This is a genomic window from Flavobacterium sp. J372, from assembly GCF_024699965.1.
Lineage (GTDB): Bacteria > Bacteroidota > Bacteroidia > Flavobacteriales > Flavobacteriaceae > Flavobacterium.
The window spans coordinates 681,207-700,653 of record NZ_JAJOMZ010000004.1 but is presented as its reverse complement, the minus strand read 5'-3'; the positions used below and the strand labels follow the sequence as shown (position 1 = coordinate 700,653).

Annotated in this window: 12 protein-coding genes and 1 pseudogene; 9 read left to right on the top strand and 4 right to left on the bottom strand. The window is 42.7% G+C overall.

Annotated features, from left to right (window positions below; translation table 11 throughout):
• The first annotated feature begins 527 nt into the window (after nt 1-527).
• From LRS05_RS03610 to LRS05_RS03590, 5 genes and pseudogenes are all read left to right on the top strand, one after another.
• Nucleotides 528-6,155 carry a T9SS sorting signal type C domain-containing protein gene (locus LRS05_RS03610; RefSeq protein WP_257867069.1) on the top strand — a complete coding sequence of 1,876 codons (5,628 nt, stop codon included), beginning with the start codon at nt 528-530 and terminating at the stop codon, nt 6,153-6,155.
• Nucleotides 6,156-6,286: 131 nt separating this feature from the next.
• Nucleotides 6,287-7,063, top strand: a complete 777-nt coding sequence (locus tag LRS05_RS03605) for a hypothetical protein (protein ID WP_257867068.1) — start codon at nt 6,287-6,289, stop codon at nt 7,061-7,063.
• A gap of 323 nt (nt 7,064-7,386) precedes the next feature.
• Nucleotides 7,387-9,184 (top strand): annotated as a pseudogene (lepA, locus tag LRS05_RS03600) (translation elongation factor 4).
• A gap of 116 nt (nt 9,185-9,300) precedes the next feature.
• Nucleotides 9,301-10,752 (top strand): anti-phage dCTP deaminase, encoded by a 1,452-nt coding sequence (locus tag LRS05_RS03595; protein WP_257867067.1) that lies wholly within the window; start codon nt 9,301-9,303, stop codon nt 10,750-10,752.
• A gap of 544 nt (nt 10,753-11,296) precedes the next feature.
• Nucleotides 11,297-11,518, top strand: a complete 222-nt coding sequence (locus LRS05_RS03590; protein ID WP_257867066.1) for an addiction module protein — start codon at nt 11,297-11,299, stop codon at nt 11,516-11,518.
• Nucleotides 11,519-11,793: 275 nt separating this feature from the next.
• Here LRS05_RS03590 and LRS05_RS03585 read toward each other — a convergent pair whose 3' ends face one another.
• Complete coding sequence (locus LRS05_RS03585; protein ID WP_257867065.1) at nt 11,794-12,267, bottom strand: DinB family protein; 474 nt, start codon at nt 12,265-12,267, stop codon at nt 11,794-11,796.
• A gap of 170 nt (nt 12,268-12,437) precedes the next feature.
• On the opposite strand from LRS05_RS03585, the gene LRS05_RS03580 reads away from it, so the two are divergent.
• Both LRS05_RS03580 and thiL read left to right on the top strand, forming a co-directional pair.
• On the top strand, nt 12,438-12,710 hold the full coding sequence (locus LRS05_RS03580; RefSeq protein ID WP_257867064.1) for a hypothetical protein: 273 nt from the start codon (nt 12,438-12,440) through the stop codon (nt 12,708-12,710).
• A gap of 163 nt (nt 12,711-12,873) precedes the next feature.
• Nucleotides 12,874-13,926, top strand: a complete 1,053-nt coding sequence (thiL, locus tag LRS05_RS03575; RefSeq protein ID WP_257867063.1) for a thiamine-phosphate kinase — start codon at nt 12,874-12,876, stop codon at nt 13,924-13,926.
• A gap of 21 nt (nt 13,927-13,947) precedes the next feature.
• Here thiL and LRS05_RS03570 read toward each other — a convergent pair whose 3' ends face one another.
• Together LRS05_RS03570 and LRS05_RS03565 are read right to left on the bottom strand one after the other, a co-directional pair.
• Nucleotides 13,948-14,610 carry an energy transducer TonB gene (locus LRS05_RS03570; RefSeq protein ID WP_257867062.1) on the bottom strand — a complete coding sequence of 221 codons (663 nt, stop codon included), beginning with the start codon at nt 14,608-14,610 and terminating at the stop codon, nt 13,948-13,950.
• Between the two features lie 40 nt (nt 14,611-14,650).
• On the bottom strand, nt 14,651-16,195 hold the full coding sequence (locus tag LRS05_RS03565; protein WP_257867061.1) for a glycine--tRNA ligase: 1,545 nt from the start codon (nt 16,193-16,195) through the stop codon (nt 14,651-14,653).
• 90 nt (nt 16,196-16,285) lie between these two features.
• Here LRS05_RS03565 and LRS05_RS03560 point away from each other — a divergent pair, with 90 nt between their 5' ends.
• Entirely contained in the window at nt 16,286-16,966 is a 681-nt protein-coding gene (locus LRS05_RS03560) for a ComF family protein (RefSeq protein WP_257867060.1), read from the top strand.
• 201 nt (nt 16,967-17,167) lie between these two features.
• Complete coding sequence (locus LRS05_RS03555) at nt 17,168-18,652, top strand: Ig-like domain-containing protein (RefSeq protein ID WP_257867059.1); 1,485 nt, start codon at nt 17,168-17,170, stop codon at nt 18,650-18,652.
• Here LRS05_RS03555 and LRS05_RS03550 read toward each other — a convergent pair.
• Nucleotides 18,636-19,400, bottom strand: coding sequence for an amidohydrolase (locus tag LRS05_RS03550; protein WP_257867058.1), 765 nt, complete (start codon nt 19,398-19,400; stop codon nt 18,636-18,638). The genes LRS05_RS03555 and LRS05_RS03550 overlap by 17 nt on opposite strands.
• Nucleotides 19,401-19,447 lie beyond the last annotated feature (47 nt).

The window sequence follows — 19,447 nt, the reverse complement described above, 5'->3', positions numbered from 1 at the left end:
TTTACCATTGTTTTGTCTTCAGATTGAGTTTGATAGTATATACATATACTTAAATAGCATCAGTAATATTTATCCAACGAATTATTACTAAATCAGGAGCAGCCCCCACCAGGGCTGCTTCGTTTTTAAATATTGCTTAGATTTTCACGACCTATAATCATGACATTTAACAAGAAGTTAAAATACACCTTATTGCTTGTAATGCCTTAAAATGAAGTTATTTAAAAAGATATTCTGGAGCAACAGTACATTTTAACGATGATTTTTGCATTTAATCGATTTAATAAAATTTCAAACTTTTGTTATAAATCTTGAAAATACTGTTGCACAATATTCAACAAGCTTACAAATACCTTGTAAATAGTGCATTTTTGGCTACTTAAAGAATTTAATGTCTATGTCAAATCTATCTTAAAATGTATTTTGCCATGATAATTGTTTGAATAAAATACTCTTACTTTGCGGCAAAAATTTAAGCTCTTTAACATCTAATTTGTAAGACAGCAATTAAAATCAATTTGCCCCCTATGAAGAAAATTTTACTTTCTGCTACACACCGTATTGACCTGACTATTGTGCTAATGCTGCTTATGAGCATAGGCATATTTGCTCAAAGCCCGGGCACAACTGTTGTTACTCCTAACACCAGTGTTACATTCCGCACGGTTATAACAATTACCGGAACGGGCCTTACCAACTATACCGTAAGGTTCAACAATAGCGGAACTGATGCAACCCTCATCAGTAGAACTAATACACAGATTCTTGTAGCTGTACCATCATTTACTGTTACAGCGCCGGCAACCACTACAAGTTTAACCTTAAACCTCAGGAGGAATAGTGTAAACTATCCGGTTGCATCACTTACTTACCATGCACCCAGTAATACCGTGGTTAACAATGCAAAGGTTTCCAGGCTTTATACAGACTGGCAGGGCTACTGGACCAGTAACAACACTACAACTGTACTTGCAAACCAGCCTGACAGGCAACACAGCCTTACAGCGCTTGAATATGGAGGTATTACGTATTCTACAGGCGTGGCCGACGCAGTGCTTTCAGCAAAAGGCATAAGTTATACGGCTGCGGATTTTAAAGCGTTACCTGTAAACAGTATATCAGGTACAACTCCGTCAAGTTCAGGTGCATCAAACTATTTCGCAATGGCATCAAAAATGGATGGCAGTGCAAGCAGCGCGATAGCCACAGCACCTGAAGTTGCGGGCCGTAAAGCAAAAGATGTTCTTATTGACGGTATTAAAGGCCTTGGTATTGGAACAGGTATGACAAATATGAGCACCAGCTCTATTTTTGAGTTTGTAGTTAGTGATATTGCTGAAAGCCGCATAAATGATGGTGAACCTGACCTTGTGGTATCTCAGGTTGCAGAACCAACGTCAGGCGACAATGACATATATTGTTTTGTAGATAGTAATGGTAATATCGTGGGCCGCCCGGTATCGGTTACCATGCAAAACATACCGGCAATCGGTACTTACAAACTTGACCTTTTCAATATTACTTTCAACTCTACTTATGATGTTGCCACTCTTACCAATTCAGCAGGTATAAGTAACACCAACACCACCCGCCCAATAAGGCTTGTAGGTTATAAACTTTCTGATTTTGGAATCACAGCTGAAAACATGGAAAGTATTGCCGGCTTTAAAATCATGCCGAGCGGTATTAGCGATCCTGCATTTATTGCCTACAATGCAAATTCAATGCTTATCCCATCACCAAAAATAAATACTCAACCAACATCAGTAGTAGCTTGTACGGGAACAGGCACAAGCACTTCATTTACTGTAAATGCAACAGGGATAAACCTTACCTACCAATGGAAGAAAAATGGGGTATCGCTTGTAAATGGGGGCAATATAAGCGGCGCCACAACAGCCACACTCAACATTACAAACGTATCAGCTTCTGATGTTGCCTTCTACACATGTGAAGTTACCAATGCGGCAGGCTCTGTATTAAGTAATGAAGCTTATCTAAATACTATAATTGCAGTACAGCCTATAGATAACACTGCATGTTTGAATGTAACCGGGCCTTATGTGGAAGTTATTGCCAATGGTTTAAACCTTACCTACCAATGGTACTCTAATACGACTGCCAGCAACACAGGCGGAACACTTATACCTGGCGCTACCAATTATTACTATGTACCGCCTGTAAATGCAGCAGGAATTACATATTATTATGTGGTAATTGATAATAATGGCCTTGGCTGTGTGAGAGAAACATCTACAGCTGCTAAATTTACTGTAGGCACAGCGGCAACCAGCGGAAACTCTTATATTGGAGGCACAGCCGGAGTTAACAACAACATTACAACTACTGCAATATGTTCGGGCACAACAGTTACACTTCGCAATACAGGAAGTACAGGAACTAACCCCACTTATTTATGGGAGCAGTCAACCGACGGAATCGGCGGATGGAACACAGTTACCGGTGGTACAGGTTCAACTACAGTAGCCTATACTACACCTGCGCTAACAGAAACCACTTATTATAGGATGCGTGTAAAAACAGCATCTTGCGAGGTTTATTCTAATATACTCAAAGTTAGCGTAGGAGCTGAAGCCGGTGTTATTGAAGCATCAAGCAAAGTTATCTGTACCGGTACATCAACTACGGTTTCAGTTACCGGCTCAACTACTACAATACAGTGGCAGCAATCTACAAACGGTACAACATGGGTAAATGTTACCGGCGGAAGCGGTGCTACAACAGAAACCTATACAACACCCGTACTTACATCAACAACGTATTACAGGACTATCGTAACAGGAGTTGCATGTTCAAACCCAAATTCAGACCCTATACAGGTTATTGTAAACCCGGGACCTGTAGCAGGAACAGTATCTGCAAACAAAAGTATTTGTACAGGTACATCAACAACTGTAAGGCTTACAGGCGCAACAGGCACAATACAATGGCAGGTATCTTCTGACAATAACAGCTTTACAGATATACCTGGGGCTACCAATGACGTTTACACCACAGGTGTGCTTACCCAAACAAGATACTATAGGGCTATTGTTACAGCCGTAGGATGCTCATCAACATCTACATCAGCAGTTACTACAGTAACCGTAAGTTCACCGGCAGTAATAGGTTCAGTATCATCAAGCAGTACTATTTGTGCGGGTAATTCAACTGTACTTTCTGCAACCGGTGTTACAGGAACACCACGCTGGCAGCAGTCTCCCGACGGTGTATCTAACTGGGTTAATACTACAAGCGGAACTGGCGGAAGCACACTCAGCTACACCACACCTGCATTAACATCTACATCATACTACAGGCTGCGTGCCACAAATGGCGGATGTGTTGAATATTCTCAGACCATTACGGTAACCGTTACTCCAATATCAGCAGGTACAGCAGGCAGCAACCAAAGTGTGTGTACTGGCGGTACAGCAACCGTTACAGTAAGCGGCACTACCGGCAGCATACAATGGCAGCAATCTGCAGACGGAAGCACAGGATGGGCAAACGTAACCGGCGGAAGCGGTGCAACTACTGCCAGCTATACTACACCCGCACTTTCTTCACAAACCTATTACAGGGCATTGGTTACAAACGGCTCATGCAGCGTAACATCAGGCGTTATTACAGTGAGCATAAGCACGCCTACAGCCGGCACAGCATCAGGTACAACTACCATCTGTTCAGGCAGTACAGCTAATCTTTCGCTTTCGGGCAATACAGGTTCTATACAGTGGCAACAGAGTGCGAACGGCACCACAGGCTGGGCTACTGTTACTGGCGGAAGCGGTGCTACAACTGCAAATTACACCACTGCTGCACTAACCTCAACAACTTATTACAGGGCACAGCTTACAAATGGGTCTTGCACGGCAGAATCAAACGTGATAACCGTAACAGTAACTAATATTTCTGCAGGTACTGCAGGAAGCAACCAAGCAATTTGTAGTGGTAATACTGCCACAGTTAGTGTAAGTGGTACAGTGGGCAATATACAATGGCAACAGTCGGCAGACGGATTAACTAACTGGACAAGTGTAACCGGTGGCAGCGGCGCAACAACAGCGAGCTATACAACCGGCGCATTGACAGCCACTACGTACTATAGGGCACAGGTAACAAACGGCGCATGCAGCGTTACATCAGGAGTTATTACTGTGAGTGTTAGCAGCGTTACAACAGGTACTGCTTCGGGCAGCACATCATTGTGCCCGGGTGTTACAACTACACTTAGCTTATCTGGCCATTCAGGCAACATACAGTGGCAACAGTCTTCTGACGGTCTTACCAACTGGGTTAATGTAACCGGAGGTACCGGTGCTACATCGGCCAGCTACACTACAGCTGCTATGAACAGCACTACTTATTACAGGGCACAGGTAACAAGCGGCTCATGCGCATCAGCATCAAACGTTGTTACAGTATCAAGGAACAATAACTTTATCTGGAACGGAAGCGTGAGCAGTGACTGGCATAATCCTGCCAACTGGTCTTGTAATGCAATACCAACTCTTGTTGACAATGCTATAATACCGCAGCAAACCAACCAGCCAATAGTTTCGCAAAACATTATGGCTTACGCCAAAACTCTTGACATACAGGCAGGTGCCATACTTACCATAAACATCATGAGGAATATTACGGTGCAGGACGGTATTGCAGTAGCTTCTACAGGAAACATGATTGTAAACAACAGGGCAAACCTTGTACAGATAACAGAGAACAGCAGCAACAACACGGGTAATATTAACGTTAAACGCAACAGCAGCCAGCTGTACAGGCAAGACTATACATTGTGGTCATCACCTGTTACCGGCCAGAAACTGTTCCAGTTCTCACCGCTTACATTACCGGATCGTTTTTATACTTACCGTGACTCTGCAAGGCTGTATATGAAAGTTCCAAATCTTAGCGCACAGTCAACCACAACATTTACAAAAGGTGTTGCTTACCTTATACGTATGCCAAACGGCAACTCAACACCAGGGTATAATGCAGGCACAACCGCTATTACATTAAACCAGCAATTTACCGGTGTGCCTAACAATGGTATAATACATATACCTGTAGTTCATGAATGGACACCTCAAAGCCCTGTGGCGATATCAAATTATGGGTATAATGGTGTAGGTAATCCTTACCCTTCAACCATCAACATTCATAGTTTTATTGATGCAAACAGCGCTCCTAACAATGATGTGCTTGAAACAGGTACACTATATTTCTGGAGAAAGAAAAACAATAACAACAACACCAGCTACACGGCCATTAATAAGGCAGGTTATGTGGAGAATGGTGCTGAAGGCGGTAACGTTGGTGCAGGATTTATTGAAGGCGACGAAGCTAACTGGGTAATTAACCCGGGACAAGGATTTATCGTACAGACAAAAGTTGGCGCTAACCATATTGAATTTAACAACACTATGAGAAGGGCGGTAAACAACAGCCAGTTCTTCCGTAATACTCAGCAGCCTGTTGTATTGTCAAGAATATGGCTGAACCTGACATCTTCAACCGGCGTTTATGCACAAACACTTGTAGGATATTCTAATGCAACTACAGATGGGTTTGACTTTGGTTATGACTCGCCATTGTTTACAGATGGTGTTGCTGCGATATATACAAAAGGTGCAGGAAAAGACCTTTCGATACAGGCAAAGGGTGTGTTTGCTGATGCAGATGTTGTGCCGCTTCATTACAGGATAAACACAGCCGGCCAATATACTATAAGCCTTCATAAAAAAGACGGTTTGTTTGCCGATGGCCAAAATGTTTACCTGCGTGACAACCAGACAAACACAGTACAAGACCTGAATGCCGGCAGCTATACTTTTACAGCCGGTGAAGGTGTTACAGAAAATCGTTTTGATGTAATTTATGTAACCGACGGGGTTTTGGGTACAACAAACCCTCAGCTTAACGATAAAGCAATTGTTGCATTTAAAGACAACGGCATCCTGAAGGTTTCTACTGAAGGACATGACCTTGACAACGTAAAAGTTTTTGATATACGCGGAAGGCTGCTTACTGAGAAAAAAGCAATCAACAGCAGTTCAACAGCACTTGAAGGCTTTACAGCGCAGGAGCAAATGCTTATACTTCAGGTTCGCACTAAAGATGGTGCAATCGTAAGCAAGAAAGTGATTTTCTAACAAGAATTTCTAAGATAGAAAAGGGCGCAACGTTAAGCTGCGCCCTTTTTATTTAACATTTAATTGTTTCTTAAAGTTAACGATTATTTAGCGAAGCCCGTCCTTACTTTGAAGTGTAAAAGAAAGAGGGCATGAAAGGGAAAATTACACTACAGAAAACGCTTGTGGCACTATTGCTTTTTGGTTTAAAGACAAACGCACAGGCACCGGCAGTTTCATTCGCGACACAGGATAATGATATATCGGGGATATGGGTTGAGATGACTACCCATCTTGGCAACTACTGCCAGACAGCCATAGGCTATTCTCCTGCAACGACCGATGCTTTCGAAGACAGTCACGACATTCCGCTTACTTATGATGGCCCTGCCGTACTTTACACCTCTGCAAAAAACACTAATCTTGCGGTACAGGCAAAAGGCACTTTCAGCACAGATGATGTAACGGCGCTACATTACAAAGCAGCATACGCGGGTAACTTCACGATAAGCCTCACTAACAGGACCGGATTGTTTTTAAATGGCCAGAACGTTTACCTTTTTGACAAAGTTGCAGGGACGCTTACCAATCTCAGCCAGCAGGCTTACTTCTTTACCACAGTTGCAGGCACTTTCGCCAACAGGTTTGAAATTGTTTACACAACTAATGCAGCCCTCGCAGTTTTAAATCCTTCTCCAGAAAACAACCAAATCATTGTATTTAAAGATGGCAACAGCCTGAATATTGATACAGGCAACCTGGCAATCAATGATGTGAAAGTGTATGACCTGAACGGCAGGCTGCTTCTTCAGTCGAGTAACATAGGTGGGTCGCGCACAGCAATTGACGGCATTATTGCCGACCGCCAGGTGCTACTGGTGCAGATAGGCACAGTTAGCGGCACAATCAATAAAAAGATCGTTTTTTAACTCTATATATATCCCCACGAAAATGCAGCCGTCATTGGCTGCATTTTTATTTTAAAGGCGCGTTATTTCACGGTGTTGCAACTCGCTAACTTTGCCTATATTTGCGGATTAAGCGGAAGGGATGGTGACGTTCCTGAATGACGGCTGAGTGAAGCTTGCCCGTCAGCTTTCGCGCCGGGCAAGCGTGAGGGATTGAAGCAAGGTGCCGTGCACCGCGGAAAGCCCGACGTGAAGCGGTAGCGGAACGGCACGCCCTAATTAAAACGCTCTTCTACAAGCTCACAGTGACTGGAAGAGTGACATAAAATTGACATAGAAAGAAGATGAAGCATATACGGAATTTTTGCATTATTGCACACATTGACCACGGTAAGAGTACGCTGGCCGACAGGCTGCTTGACGCTACGCAGACTGTGACCGCACGCGAACAACAGGCGCAGTTGCTTGACAACATGGACCCTGGAGCGCGAGCGCGGCATTACTATAAAAAGCCATGCCATACAGATGGAGTACACCTATAAGGGCGAGCAATATATACTGAACCTGATTGACACCCCGGGCCACGTGGATTTCTCATACGAGGTTTCGCGGTCGATTGCGGCGTGTGAGGGCGCACTGCTTATTGTAGATGCGGCGCAGAGCATTCAGGCGCAGACGATAAGCAACTTGTACCTGGCGCTGGAAAATGACCTGGAGATTATCCCCGTACTGAATAAGATTGACCTGCCAAGCGCCAATCCTGAAGAGGTAAGCGATGATATCGTGGACCTGTTAGGCTGTAAGCTGGAAGAGATTATTCCGGCTTCAGGCAAGACAGGGCTTGGTGTTGACAAGATACTTGAGGCCATCATTGAGCGTATCCCTCCGCCGAAAGGCAGTGAAGATGAGCCGCTGCAGGCGCTGATTTTTGACTCGGTGTACAACCCTTTCCGTGGGATTGAGGTTATATTCAGGGTGGTGAACGGCTCTATAAGCAAAGGCCAGAAGATAAAATTCATGTCGACCGGCAATGAATATTTTGCTGACGAAATTGGTACGCTGAAGCTGAACCAGGTTCCGAAGCAGACAGTGAAAACGGGCGATGTGGGCTACCTCATTTCGGGTATTAAAGAGGCGCGCGAGGTGAAAGTGGGTGACACGATTACCGATGCCAAGACGCCTACCACCAATATGATCTCGGGATTTGAGGATGTGAAGCCGATGGTATTTGCGGGTATTTACCCGGTTGATACTGAAGACTACGAAGAACTGCGCAACAGTATGGAGAAGCTGCAGCTGAACGATGCCTCGCTGGTATTTACGCCGGAGAGTTCGGCGGCTTTGGGCTTTGGTTTCCGATGCGGGTTTTTGGGGATGCTGCACATGGAGATCATCCAGGAGCGCCTGGAGCGTGAGTTTGACATGACGGTGATTACTACCGTGCCCAACGTTAGCTACTTTGCCTACACCAAGAAAGACCCTGAAACGCCTATTACCGTAAACAACCCGAGCGACCTGCCCGAGCCAAGCAAGCTTGACCGTGTGGAGGAGCCGTATATTAAGGCTACCATAATCACTAAGGCCGACTTTGTGGGCAACGTGATGAGCCTGTGTATCGAGAAGCGCGGTATCATTACCAACCAGACGTACCTGACTACCGAGCGTGTGGAGCTGACCTTTGACATGCCGCTGGCGGAGATCGTTTTCGACTTTTATGACAGGCTGAAGACGGTGAGTAAAGGCTATGCGTCGTTTGACTACTCGCCTATCGGGATGCGTACCTCGAAACTGGTACGCCTTGACGTGCTGCTGAACGGCCAGGGTGTTGATGCGCTTTCGGCGTTGATACACGAGGATAATGCGTATAACATTGGCAAAAAGATGTGCGAGAAGCTGAAGGAGCTTATTCCGCGCCAGCAGTTTGACATTCCTATACAGGCCGCGATTGGCGTGAAGGTTATTTCGCGCGAAACGGTGAAGGCCCTGCGTAAAGACGTTACGGCTAAGTGTTATGGTGGTGACATTTCGCGTAAGCGTAAGCTACTTGAAAAGCAGAAAAAGGGTAAGAAACGTATGCGCCAGGTGGGCAACGTGGAGATACCGCAGGAAGCGTTTATGGCGGTGTTGAAGCTTAATGACTAGCTTAGATTAAAGATAATAGATGATAGACCCGGCGCAGAAATGTGTCGGGTTTTTTTATGATTTATAGTATATGTGTTAAATTTTTATATTTTTGAAACATAAATTTTTAAAACCATATGGAAGCCTTACAACTAAATCAAAGCGGCAACACAAGAGTTGATAACAGAAGTACGTCACAAAGAGTTAAGGAAACATTTACTGATGAAATTGTAATTGGAATTTGCTCACAAATAGGCGCAAAAAAACAATTAGTAATAGACGAATTAGAAAAGTGTCTTAAGGAATATGAGTATACTATTGAAAACATAAAATTAAGTGACTTTATAAATGGTTTCATCACTCAGCCATCTTTACAAATTGGTAGAACACAACACTTTTCAACATTAGCTCAAAAAATAGAAACTGGCAATAGTTTACGTAAAAAATTTGGTGAGGACTATTTATCAAATTTGGCTATAACCAAAATCGCCAATGAAAAAAGAGAATTTTTTAATATAAAAACACAAGAAGATAGTACCAAAATAAAATCTCGAAGAGTGTGTTATATTATTGACTCAATTAAACATATGAGTGAATTAAATACATTCAAGGATGTTTATAAAGACATCTTTTATTTAATGAGTATTTACACTCCAAAAGAGGAAAGAATCTCAAATTTATCAGCAAAGCAATTAAGTCAAGATGAGGCAGAAACTCTTATTGATAAAGATCAATATGAATCAAATCAATATGGTCAACAGGTACGCGAAGTATTTGTAAATGCAGATTTCTTTTTACGCGTTGATAAAAATACAGAACCAGAACTGGAAAAGAAAGTTCAAAGATATGTAAATCTAATTTTTGGATACGGAATAGAAACACCTACGTTAGAAGAGCGTGCAATGTACGAGGCAAAATCAGCAGCCGTTAATTCTGCCTGCTTATCTCGGCAAGTAGGGGCTTCTATAATGTCAAGCGACGGCAGTTTATTATCAACTGGTTGGAATGATGTTCCAAAGTTCGGCGGTAATTTATACACTTGTGATAGTGACACTGATAATAGATGTTATGTAATAGGACATTGCCATAATGATAGTAATAAGACATCACTGGTTAAATATATACTTGAAGATATTAAAGCAAATCTCGATTTAAATACAATTTTACCAATTGGGAATAATATAGAAAATGAAAAACATTTGGAAGTTAAAAATAAGTTACTTACTTTTATAAAAGGTTCTTTGGATAATTCTGGAATAAAAAATTTAATAGAGTTCTCAAGATCGGTCCACGCAGAGATGCATGCTATTATCAATGCTGGTCATATGAGTGGTGATAAAATTAAAGGTGGAATACTTTTTTGTACAACCTATCCTTGTCACAGTTGCGCTCGTCACATCATTGCTGCAGGAATAACAAAAGTTTATTATATAGAGCCATATGTAAAAAGTAAAGCTCCTGAACTGCATAACGACTCTATTACTGAAGATGAAAAAATCACAACTAAAGTTCAGTTATTAGTATTTGATGGTGTGTCACCACGCAGATATTTAAACTTTTTAATCAAAATAGGCCGAGAAAGAAATTAGGAATTAGTCTAAGTAAGAATACTGTCAAGACTACATTAAGTCCAATTAATAATATATCTTTGCAGGCCTTGTTTGTTTTGGAAACGCAAGCAGCGCAAAGAATAAAAGATCGTCAAACCAATGAACCATAACAGCGAAAAGCAGACTAAAGTAATTAGGCTAAGCGTATCAAATGAGATACAGCAATCTAATCACTACAACTGTAATTGTTGTAGTGAAAAGGCGACGTGTTATTCTCAAATAGAAAGCATTCCAGTTAACGATGTTATCAATTTGAAGAGAATAGAAATAAATAAAATGGTCAGTGAAGTATCTGCACTTACCAAAAGAGAAGAATAATATATCCATCCTATAATCTATAAGCCCCTATAATATTATAGGGGCTTATTTATATTCTATATATCTTATTTCCAATATGTCAAAGAGCCCGTAAGCCAATAAACCGACACGAGGCGGCAGCCGAACTGACGAAATAAATGTGTAACTGATTGTATGGAGAGAAGTATGACGACGAATTAGCACACTTTTTGTTATCTTTGTTATTATGGATTCTGTAAACTTAAACATCAGGCTAAACCTTGACCAGCTTCTTCAAGCTGTAAAGCAGTTATCACCAAAAGACAAACTTAAGGTGAATGATGCTATTTGGGATGATTCGACTGACATCCCGAAAGCACACCAGCAACTGGTTATGAGCAGAATTGAAGCTGCGAAACAAGACCCAAACAGAATGCTTGATTGGGACGAAGTTGCAAAATTTCTATAGCCTAACTCCAACACCACGCACCTATCCATCACCACAAACCTTAATTTCCAATATGTCAAAGAACCTTTAAGCCGATAAACCGGCACGAGGCGCCAGCCGAACTTACGAAGTATATGTGTAATTGATTGTATGGAGTAGAAGTATTAGCGAAGAATGGTTGCAATACTTTAATTTGATGCTGCAAAGATACGAAATAAATAAACGTGGCAAAAGATTTATAAGATTTTTTTCTTTTAAATAAAAACCCCCGCCATTATTTGACGGGGTTTATTTATTTACGGCCTGTCCCAGAAGAAAGGTGGCTCTATGCCCAGCGCCCTGAGATACACAAAGCCTTGCCCGCGGTGGTGAATCTCGTTATCGATAAAATACATGATGTTCCACAAAATCGGGAAGTTGTATTGCCCGAACAGGTTAAACATCTCCGGGAAGCGCTCCTCGCCCACCTCAGGCCAGTATCGGTTTATGGTTTCGGTGTCTTTGTCCCACTGCTCCAGGTATTCGGCCTTGGTCTTGAACGCGGCATGCTCAAAGGGTGCCGTTGTATCGTTTGTCGCGATGGCTTTTATTCCGGCAGGGCCCACAGCCATAAGTTCGGCGGTGAGTTCGGACATTGGCCTCATGCCCCCCACAGAAAACTCGAAGAATTCACGCTCAGGGAATTTCTCAATAACGCGTCGGGTAAGGTCGCGGTGGCCCAGCCAATGTTTCAGTAATTGGTCTTTGGTGATGATTGGTGTTGTGCTCATAACTGATGGTTTTAAGATTATAAAGCAAAGTTACCGGCGGGTTGTGACAACAGTATGTCAGCAGCCTTCACCAAATTTAAAAAATTCTGCATTGCTAAACTTTTGCTAAACATGTTCTTCAGGTTTAGGTTGTTGCGTAATTTTAATTTAACAACCAAAAACCTACTGTCATGAAGAAAATAGCTTTACTATTGTTTGCCCCGCTGGCGTTTTCGTGCGCAAGCTATGAACCTGCCACGATTGTTGACGCAACGCCGATGTACAAAGACCGCAGCGCTAAAGAAAAGATTGCTACCATTCCCGGCAATACCGAAGTGATGCTTGCCGGAAACCGCGATGTAAAAAAAGTGAAATACAACGGCCAGGAAGGTTTTGTGATGAAGCCGAATTATGCCTCGCACACGATTGTGAAAAAAACGGTTGCCCCGAAAAAGAAAGCTTAAAAAATTTACCCCTCGCGCAGGGGTATTTTTCTATCAAATCTGGAAATGTTAAAGACTTGTTAAAGGAAATTGGTTCCTGCACCCCACCTTTAAAAGAGTGCAAGGTAAATTTCACCGCCGAAAGTTCGTAACTTTACCACTTTGAAATTTGCAACGAAAAATCATGATTGAAGATAAAAACCAGCCCCGTACCAGCCTTTCCAACTTGGGTGAATTCGGACTTATTGACCACCTAACCAAGCAGATAGAGATTAGTCAGCCGTCAACCATCAAAGGCATCGGCGATGATGCTGCGGTTTTAGACTTCAAAGACAAAAAAACTGTCATAAGTACTGATTTATTGATTGAGGGCGTGCACTTCGACCTTGCCTATATGCCGCTTAAACACTTGGGTTACAAAGCAGTAGTGGTGAACATCAGCGACATTTGTGCCATGAATGCCACCCCTACCCACATTACGGTTTCGATTGCAGTTTCCAACCGTTTCCCGGTTGAAGCCCTTGAAGAATTGTACGACGGAATAAAATTGGCCGCGAAAGTTTACGGCGTTGACATCATTGGGGGTGATACGACGTCTTCAACCAAAGGTATGTTGCTGAGCATTACGGCTTTAGGTGAGGCAGAGGCAGATGACATAGTTTACCGCAACGGAGCCGGAAGCACTGATTTACTGGTAGTTACAGGCGATGTAGGTTCAGCATATATGGGCCTTCAGGTTTTGGAGCGTGAAAAACAGGTTTTCCAGGTGAATCCGAATAATCAGCCCGACCTTGACGCATACACGTATCTTATTGAGCGCCAGTTAAAACCGGAAGCCCGCAAAGATGTAAAAGCCATCCTGAAAGGCCTCGATATCAAGCCTACGTCGATGATTGATGTGAGTGATGGGCTGTCGTCAGAGATCATTCATCTTTGCAAACAAAGCAGTGTTGGCTGTAATCTTTACGAAGAAAAAATCCCGATAGACCCGCAGTTTATCAATGTTACCGAAGAATTTAACATTGACAGTACCACGGTTGCCATTAACGGCGGAGAGGATTATGAACTGCTTTTCACCATAAAAATGGAAGATTTCGACAAAATAAAAGGTAACCCGAACTTTACTGTTATAGGCCACATGACACAGGAGAGCGAAGGCATCAACCTGATTACCAGGGCTAATACATCAATCCCTCTTAAGGCGAGGGGTTGGAATGCGATGAGTGAGGAGGGGTAGTTGCGTGTCGTATCTGCTACATTAATTTATATTTACCGGAATAGTGTATTTACACTTTACAAAAGCTCCTGCTTGATGACCAGGTTGCCATCTTGGCATGATGCTTATTACCCTTTTAGCTTCTTCATTTAATTCAGGATTAGAACTTTCGATAACTTCAATTTCTGAAACTTTTCCTATTGCATCAATTACAAACCCTATTATTACTTTACCTGTATTTTTTTTTATTTTTGAATAGTTTACATTATTCCCGATAAACGAATATAATTCATTTTTACCACCATAAAACATTGGCATTATTTGCCCTGCATCATAAAAATATTTTGCAACCGCTTCGTCCAAATCGTTACCAGTAATGTCTATCAATCTGCGACTTCCATCGGGGCTTCGCTGAAAACGTGCTTTAAAAACTTTATCATCTTTATATATTTCAAATCCATCTTCATATTTGTAAATAGCAATAAGTCTTGAATTTTTATAATACTTAGTTGGAGTAATAAGGACACCTTTTTTAAATTCGGTAATGATCATAAGCTGATTTTCCTCATCAAATAATTTCCAGATACCGTCCGGTTTTCCCTGCTCATCTAATGCATTGATTTTCTCGCCTCTATACTCAATTACATTTTGTGCAAAGGCGTTAAGGCTTAAAAAAGCCATCAAGAATAATATCCTATAATTCATGGTATTGCAAATAAAGGCTCCCGTTCAGGAGCCTTTTGTATTAATTCATTTTCTGGAGCCAGTTCCTTACGGAAACTTCTTCATTAATAATTCCTCGCAATTCTGAGATTTTAACCCTGTCCTGCTTCATGCTGTCGCGGTGGCGTATGGTTACCGTTTGGTCTTCAAGTGTCTGGTGGTCAACGGTTATGCAAAACGGTGTACCCAGCGCATCCTGCCTGCGGTAACGGCGGCCAACGGCATCTTTCTCATCATAAGCTACGTTGAAGTCCCATTTAAGGTCGTCAATGATCTGGCGGGCTACTTCCGGCAATCCGTCTTTCTTCACCAGTGGAAGCACAGCAGCTTTCGTCGGCGCCAATACTGACGGTAAGCTAAGCACGGTACGTGTAGAGCCATCCTCAAGTGTTTCTTCCTTCAGCGATGTTGAGAATATAGCCAGGAACATCCTGTCAAGCCCTACCGAAGTCTCCACTACATACGGTACATAATTTTCATTCAGTTCAGCATCAAAATATTGCAGCTTTTTGCCGGAGAATTGCTCATGCGCTTTAAGGTCAAAGTCGGTACGCGAGTGAATGCCCTCAAGCTCTTTAAAACCGAACGGGAAATTAAACTCGATATCGGCAGCGGCATTGGCATAATGTGCCAGTTTTTCGTGGTCGTGGAAACGGTAGTTTTCCTTGCCAAGCCCAAGCGACAGGTGCCATTTCAACCTTGTATCTTTCCAGTATTCGTAGTATTTCATTTCCTCACCCGGGCGAACGAAGAATTGCATCTCCATCTGTTCAAACTCACGCATACGGAAGATGAACTGCCTGGCTACTATCTCATTACGGAAGGCCTTACCTGTTTGGGCAATACCAAAAGGCACTTTCATACGTCCGGTTTTCTGCACGTTCAGGAAGTTTACAAAAATACCCTGCGCCGTTTCCGGGCGAAGGTACAGGTCCATTGCATTGGCAGCGTCAGCGCCCAGTTTGGTGCCAAACATCAGGTTAAACTGCTTAACGTCAGTCCAGTTCCTTGAACCAGTATCCGGATCGGCTATCTCAAGCTCTTCAATTAAAGCCTTTACATCGGCAAGGTTCTCTGTTTCAAGTGAGCGGGCCATGCGCTGCAATATCTGATCTTTCTTCTCCAGATATTCTTTCGTGCGGGCATTTGTAGCTTTAAATTCATCTTCATTGAATGCATCGCCAAAACGTGCACGTGCTTTCTCTATTTCCTTTTGCGCTTTTTGGTTCAGCTTTTCAGCATAATCCTCAATAAGAACGTCTGCCCTGAAGCGCTTCTTGCTGTCTTTATTATCAATAAGCGGGTCGTTAAAGGCATCAACATGCCCTGAAGCTTTCCACGTTGTCGGGTGCATAAAGATTGCAGCATCAATACCTACAATGTTCTCATGCATCTGCACCATTGATTTCCACCAGTAGTCACGGATGTTCTTCTTCAGTTCTGCCCCGTTCTGCCCGTAATCATATACCGCGCTGAGGCCATCATAAATTTCACTTGACTGGAATACAAACCCGTATTCCTTCGCGTGCGAAAGCACATTCTTAAAAAGGTCTTCTTGTTTTGCCATGCTGCAAAAATATAAAAACAGTTTGTAAATCTATCCTGACCTTTTTATATCTTCGCCCAAATCACAATAATTACATTTTTCTTAAAAATCATGCTTAAAAGCCTGGTTGACTTATTGTTCCCCAAAGGATGCTGCGGCTGTAATGAGATATTGCAGGAAGGCGAAGATGTCGTGTGCATTGCCTGCCGACATGATATGCCTTTTACCCGACATCACTTAAACCCCGACAATGAAACTTACCGTAAGTTTCACGCGCGGCTGCCGTTACAGCATGCTTCGTCATTATTGTATTTCCAAAAAGAAGGCATGGTGCAGCAGCTTATACATAACCTGAAATACCGAGGACAGAAAGATGTTGGGCAGCTTATGGGCGAATGGTATGGCTATGACCTTAAGACGATTAATGAACTGAAAGATGTCGACTTTGTGATACCAGTCCCCTTGCACAAACGTAAACTTCGCGAGCGTGGTTATAACCAGGTAGCCGGTTTCGGAAAGGCAATTGCCGAAGGCTTGGGGTGCAACTACAGTGAAGATATCCTGCAACGCGTTACCTACAACAAAACGCAGACAAAGAAAAACCTGGCAGCGCGGGCGGAAATTATCGGGTCGGCATTTGATGCCGCTTCCGCAGAAGAGCACCGGGGTAAACACTTTTTACTTGTTGATGACGTTATAACCACGGGTGCAACCCTGGAAGCGTGCGGAAAGGCTTTGCTGAAAATACCAAATGCCCGCCTAAGCATAGTAACTATAGCTTACGCGCAGTAACTTTTACAACAAAACATTTTATTTCCACTGAATATAATTGTTATTTTGTGGTGCCAATGATTTTAAGATGCTGAAGAATAAATTTCTGATTTACATAGTTTTAATTGCTCTTGCCGTTACCGGGTGTGCTAAAAGGGTTCTATTACCGGAGGGCCGAAAGATACCATTCCGCCCTACATCCTGAGCAGCAGTCCTGAAAACATGACCACTAATTTTACAGGTAATCAAATAAGGATTGATTTTAATGAATACATTAAGATAAAAGATGTAAACAAGCAGCTTATTATTTCGCCGCCCATGAACACTGCACCGGATATTGTGCCAACAGGCAGTGCGAGCAAGTACATCAATATTAAGATTAAAGATACTCTGCAACCCAACACTACTTATGCTTTTAATTTCGGTCAGAGTATCACCGATAATAACGAAGGCAATCCGTACTCGCAGTTTAAGTTTGTGTTCTCTACCGGCGCCTATATTGACTCACTTACCCTAAATGGCCGCATACGTGACGCCTACTCTAAAGAAACCGATGATTTTGTGAGCGTAATGTTGTATGAGGCGAATGAAAAATTTAACGACTCTACCATTTATAAAGAAAAACCACGGTATGTAACCAATACGCTAGACAGTGTAGTTGATTATTCCCTGCAAAACCTTAAGGAAGGCAAATATTTTCTTGTTGCGATTAAGGACAAGAACAGCAACTACAGGTTTGACCCAAAGAATGATAAGATCGGTTTTTTGCCTAAGCCGATAACGATACCAACGGATACGCTATATGTGCTGGATTTGTTTAGTGAAGTACGCCCTTTTAAAGTGCTAAAGCCTCTGCAGGCTTCACAGAACAAGCTGTTTGTACCCTATGAAGGCGACCCGCGCGGAACTAAAGCCACGGTAAGGAACGGGTCAGAAATTTTACCATCCGTACTGACAAAAGTTGAGGACAGGGACTCACTGCGCCTTTGGATTCCGCGTGATATAAAAGCAGACTCACTACTTGTAAGCGCCGGCAAGGGTGATGACATGAAAGACTTTACCGTAAGAATAAAAGAACTGAAAACAATAGACTCGCTATCTGTGAGGGCATTGCAAAGCGGGGGACTCAATTTCAGGGAAAAATTTACCTTAAGTTTATCTACGCCACTGGTAAATATAGACAATTCTAAAATTAGCCTTATTAAAAAAGATTCGTCAGCAGTAGCATTCACAACGAGATATAATGATTATGAGCAAAAGCTGGAATTTGATTTTGTGAAGGAAGAAGAGCAGGCCTATACCTTTATGCTGATGCCGGGTGCAATGCGCGACTTTTACGGAAAAGAAAATGACACGCTGAGTTATAAGTTAAGAACCCTTACTTATGCCGATTACGGTAACCTGCGGATATCTCTTGAAAATGTTAACCGTTTTCCGCTGATATTGCAGATAACTAATGCTAAAGGAGATGTGCAGGCCGAATATTATTCTGAAGGCCAGACACAGATAAACTTTGATGCCATTAAGCCCGATAAATACATGCTGCGGGTAATTTATGACGACAATAAGAACAGAGAGTGGGACACAGGCGATTACCTGCAAAAACGCCAGCCGGAAGAAGTGATTTACTATACCAACGGCAAAGACGACCTGATAGATGTACGTGCCAACTGGGATGTTGAGCAGCCTTTTAACTTAGGAGGTTAAAGCTGTCGCGGTCATTAAGGAAGCCGAATTTTTCACGGGTATCATTCAGTAAATCTTTGCGTAGCACAATTGTCAGCACCATCTCTTCTTCGTGCGCTTCACCCAGTGCATGCCCAAGATAATCTATAACAACCGAATGCCCCGGGTAGTTGTGCCCATTGTTATCCTGGCCGATCCTGTTTACTCCTGCCACGTAACACATATTTTCGATAGCGCGTGCTTTTAATAAAACATCCCATGCAGCAATGCGCGGTTCAGGCCAGTTGGCCACGTATAGCAACAGGTCATAATCTTCCGTATTACGAGAGAAAACCGGGAAGCGGAGGTCATAGCACACCAGCGGGCAAATTTTCCAGCCACGGTATTCTATTATCGTTCTGTTGACTCCTTTTGTGTAAGTTTTGTTTTCACCGGCAAGCGTGAAAAGGTGGCGCTTGTCATAGGTGCGAATTGTACCGCCAGGCTCTACAAACAGCAACCTGTTGTAATACTTACCATCCTCTTCAATAACCACGCTGCCTGTAACGGCGCAATTCTTTTCAGCCGATAGCTGCTTCATCCAGGTAACTGTCTCGCTGTCCATTGGCTCTGCAACAGCTGCAGCATTCATGGTGAAACCGGTTGAGAACATCTCCGGGAGAATGATCAGGTCAGTCTCATGTATAGTATCGATAAGTTGGGTGAAGTGATTTTTGTTCTCAACAGGGTTCTCCCAGGCAAGTGCGGTTTGAATAAGGGATATTTTCATGGCATTAATTTATATAAAGGTATAAAAAACAAAACGCACCCCGAAAG

What these genes read in the sequence shown, in the direction of transcription:
- LRS05_RS03610 (WP_257867069.1), top strand. Translation starts at nt 528, where the DNA reads ATGAAGAAAATTTTACTTTCTGCTACACACCGTATTGACCTGACTATT.
- LRS05_RS03605 (WP_257867068.1), top strand. Translation starts at nt 6,287, where the DNA reads ATGAAAGGGAAAATTACACTACAGAAAACGCTTGTGGCACTATTGCTT.
- LRS05_RS03595 (WP_257867067.1), top strand. Translation starts at nt 9,301, where the DNA reads ATGGAAGCCTTACAACTAAATCAAAGCGGCAACACAAGAGTTGATAAC.
- LRS05_RS03590 (WP_257867066.1), top strand. Translation starts at nt 11,297, where the DNA reads ATGGATTCTGTAAACTTAAACATCAGGCTAAACCTTGACCAGCTTCTT.
- LRS05_RS03585 (WP_257867065.1), bottom strand. Translation starts at nt 12,267, where the DNA reads ATGAGCACAACACCAATCATCACCAAAGACCAATTACTGAAACATTGG.
- LRS05_RS03580 (WP_257867064.1), top strand. Translation starts at nt 12,438, where the DNA reads ATGAAGAAAATAGCTTTACTATTGTTTGCCCCGCTGGCGTTTTCGTGC.
- thiL (WP_257867063.1), top strand. Translation starts at nt 12,874, where the DNA reads ATGATTGAAGATAAAAACCAGCCCCGTACCAGCCTTTCCAACTTGGGT.
- LRS05_RS03570 (WP_257867062.1), bottom strand. Translation starts at nt 14,610, where the DNA reads ATGAATTATAGGATATTATTCTTGATGGCTTTTTTAAGCCTTAACGCC.
- LRS05_RS03565 (WP_257867061.1), bottom strand. Translation starts at nt 16,195, where the DNA reads ATGGCAAAACAAGAAGACCTTTTTAAGAATGTGCTTTCGCACGCGAAG.
- LRS05_RS03560 (WP_257867060.1), top strand. Translation starts at nt 16,286, where the DNA reads ATGCTTAAAAGCCTGGTTGACTTATTGTTCCCCAAAGGATGCTGCGGC.
- LRS05_RS03555 (WP_257867059.1), top strand. Translation starts at nt 17,168, where the DNA reads ATGACCACTAATTTTACAGGTAATCAAATAAGGATTGATTTTAATGAA.
- LRS05_RS03550 (WP_257867058.1), bottom strand. Translation starts at nt 19,400, where the DNA reads ATGAAAATATCCCTTATTCAAACCGCACTTGCCTGGGAGAACCCTGTT.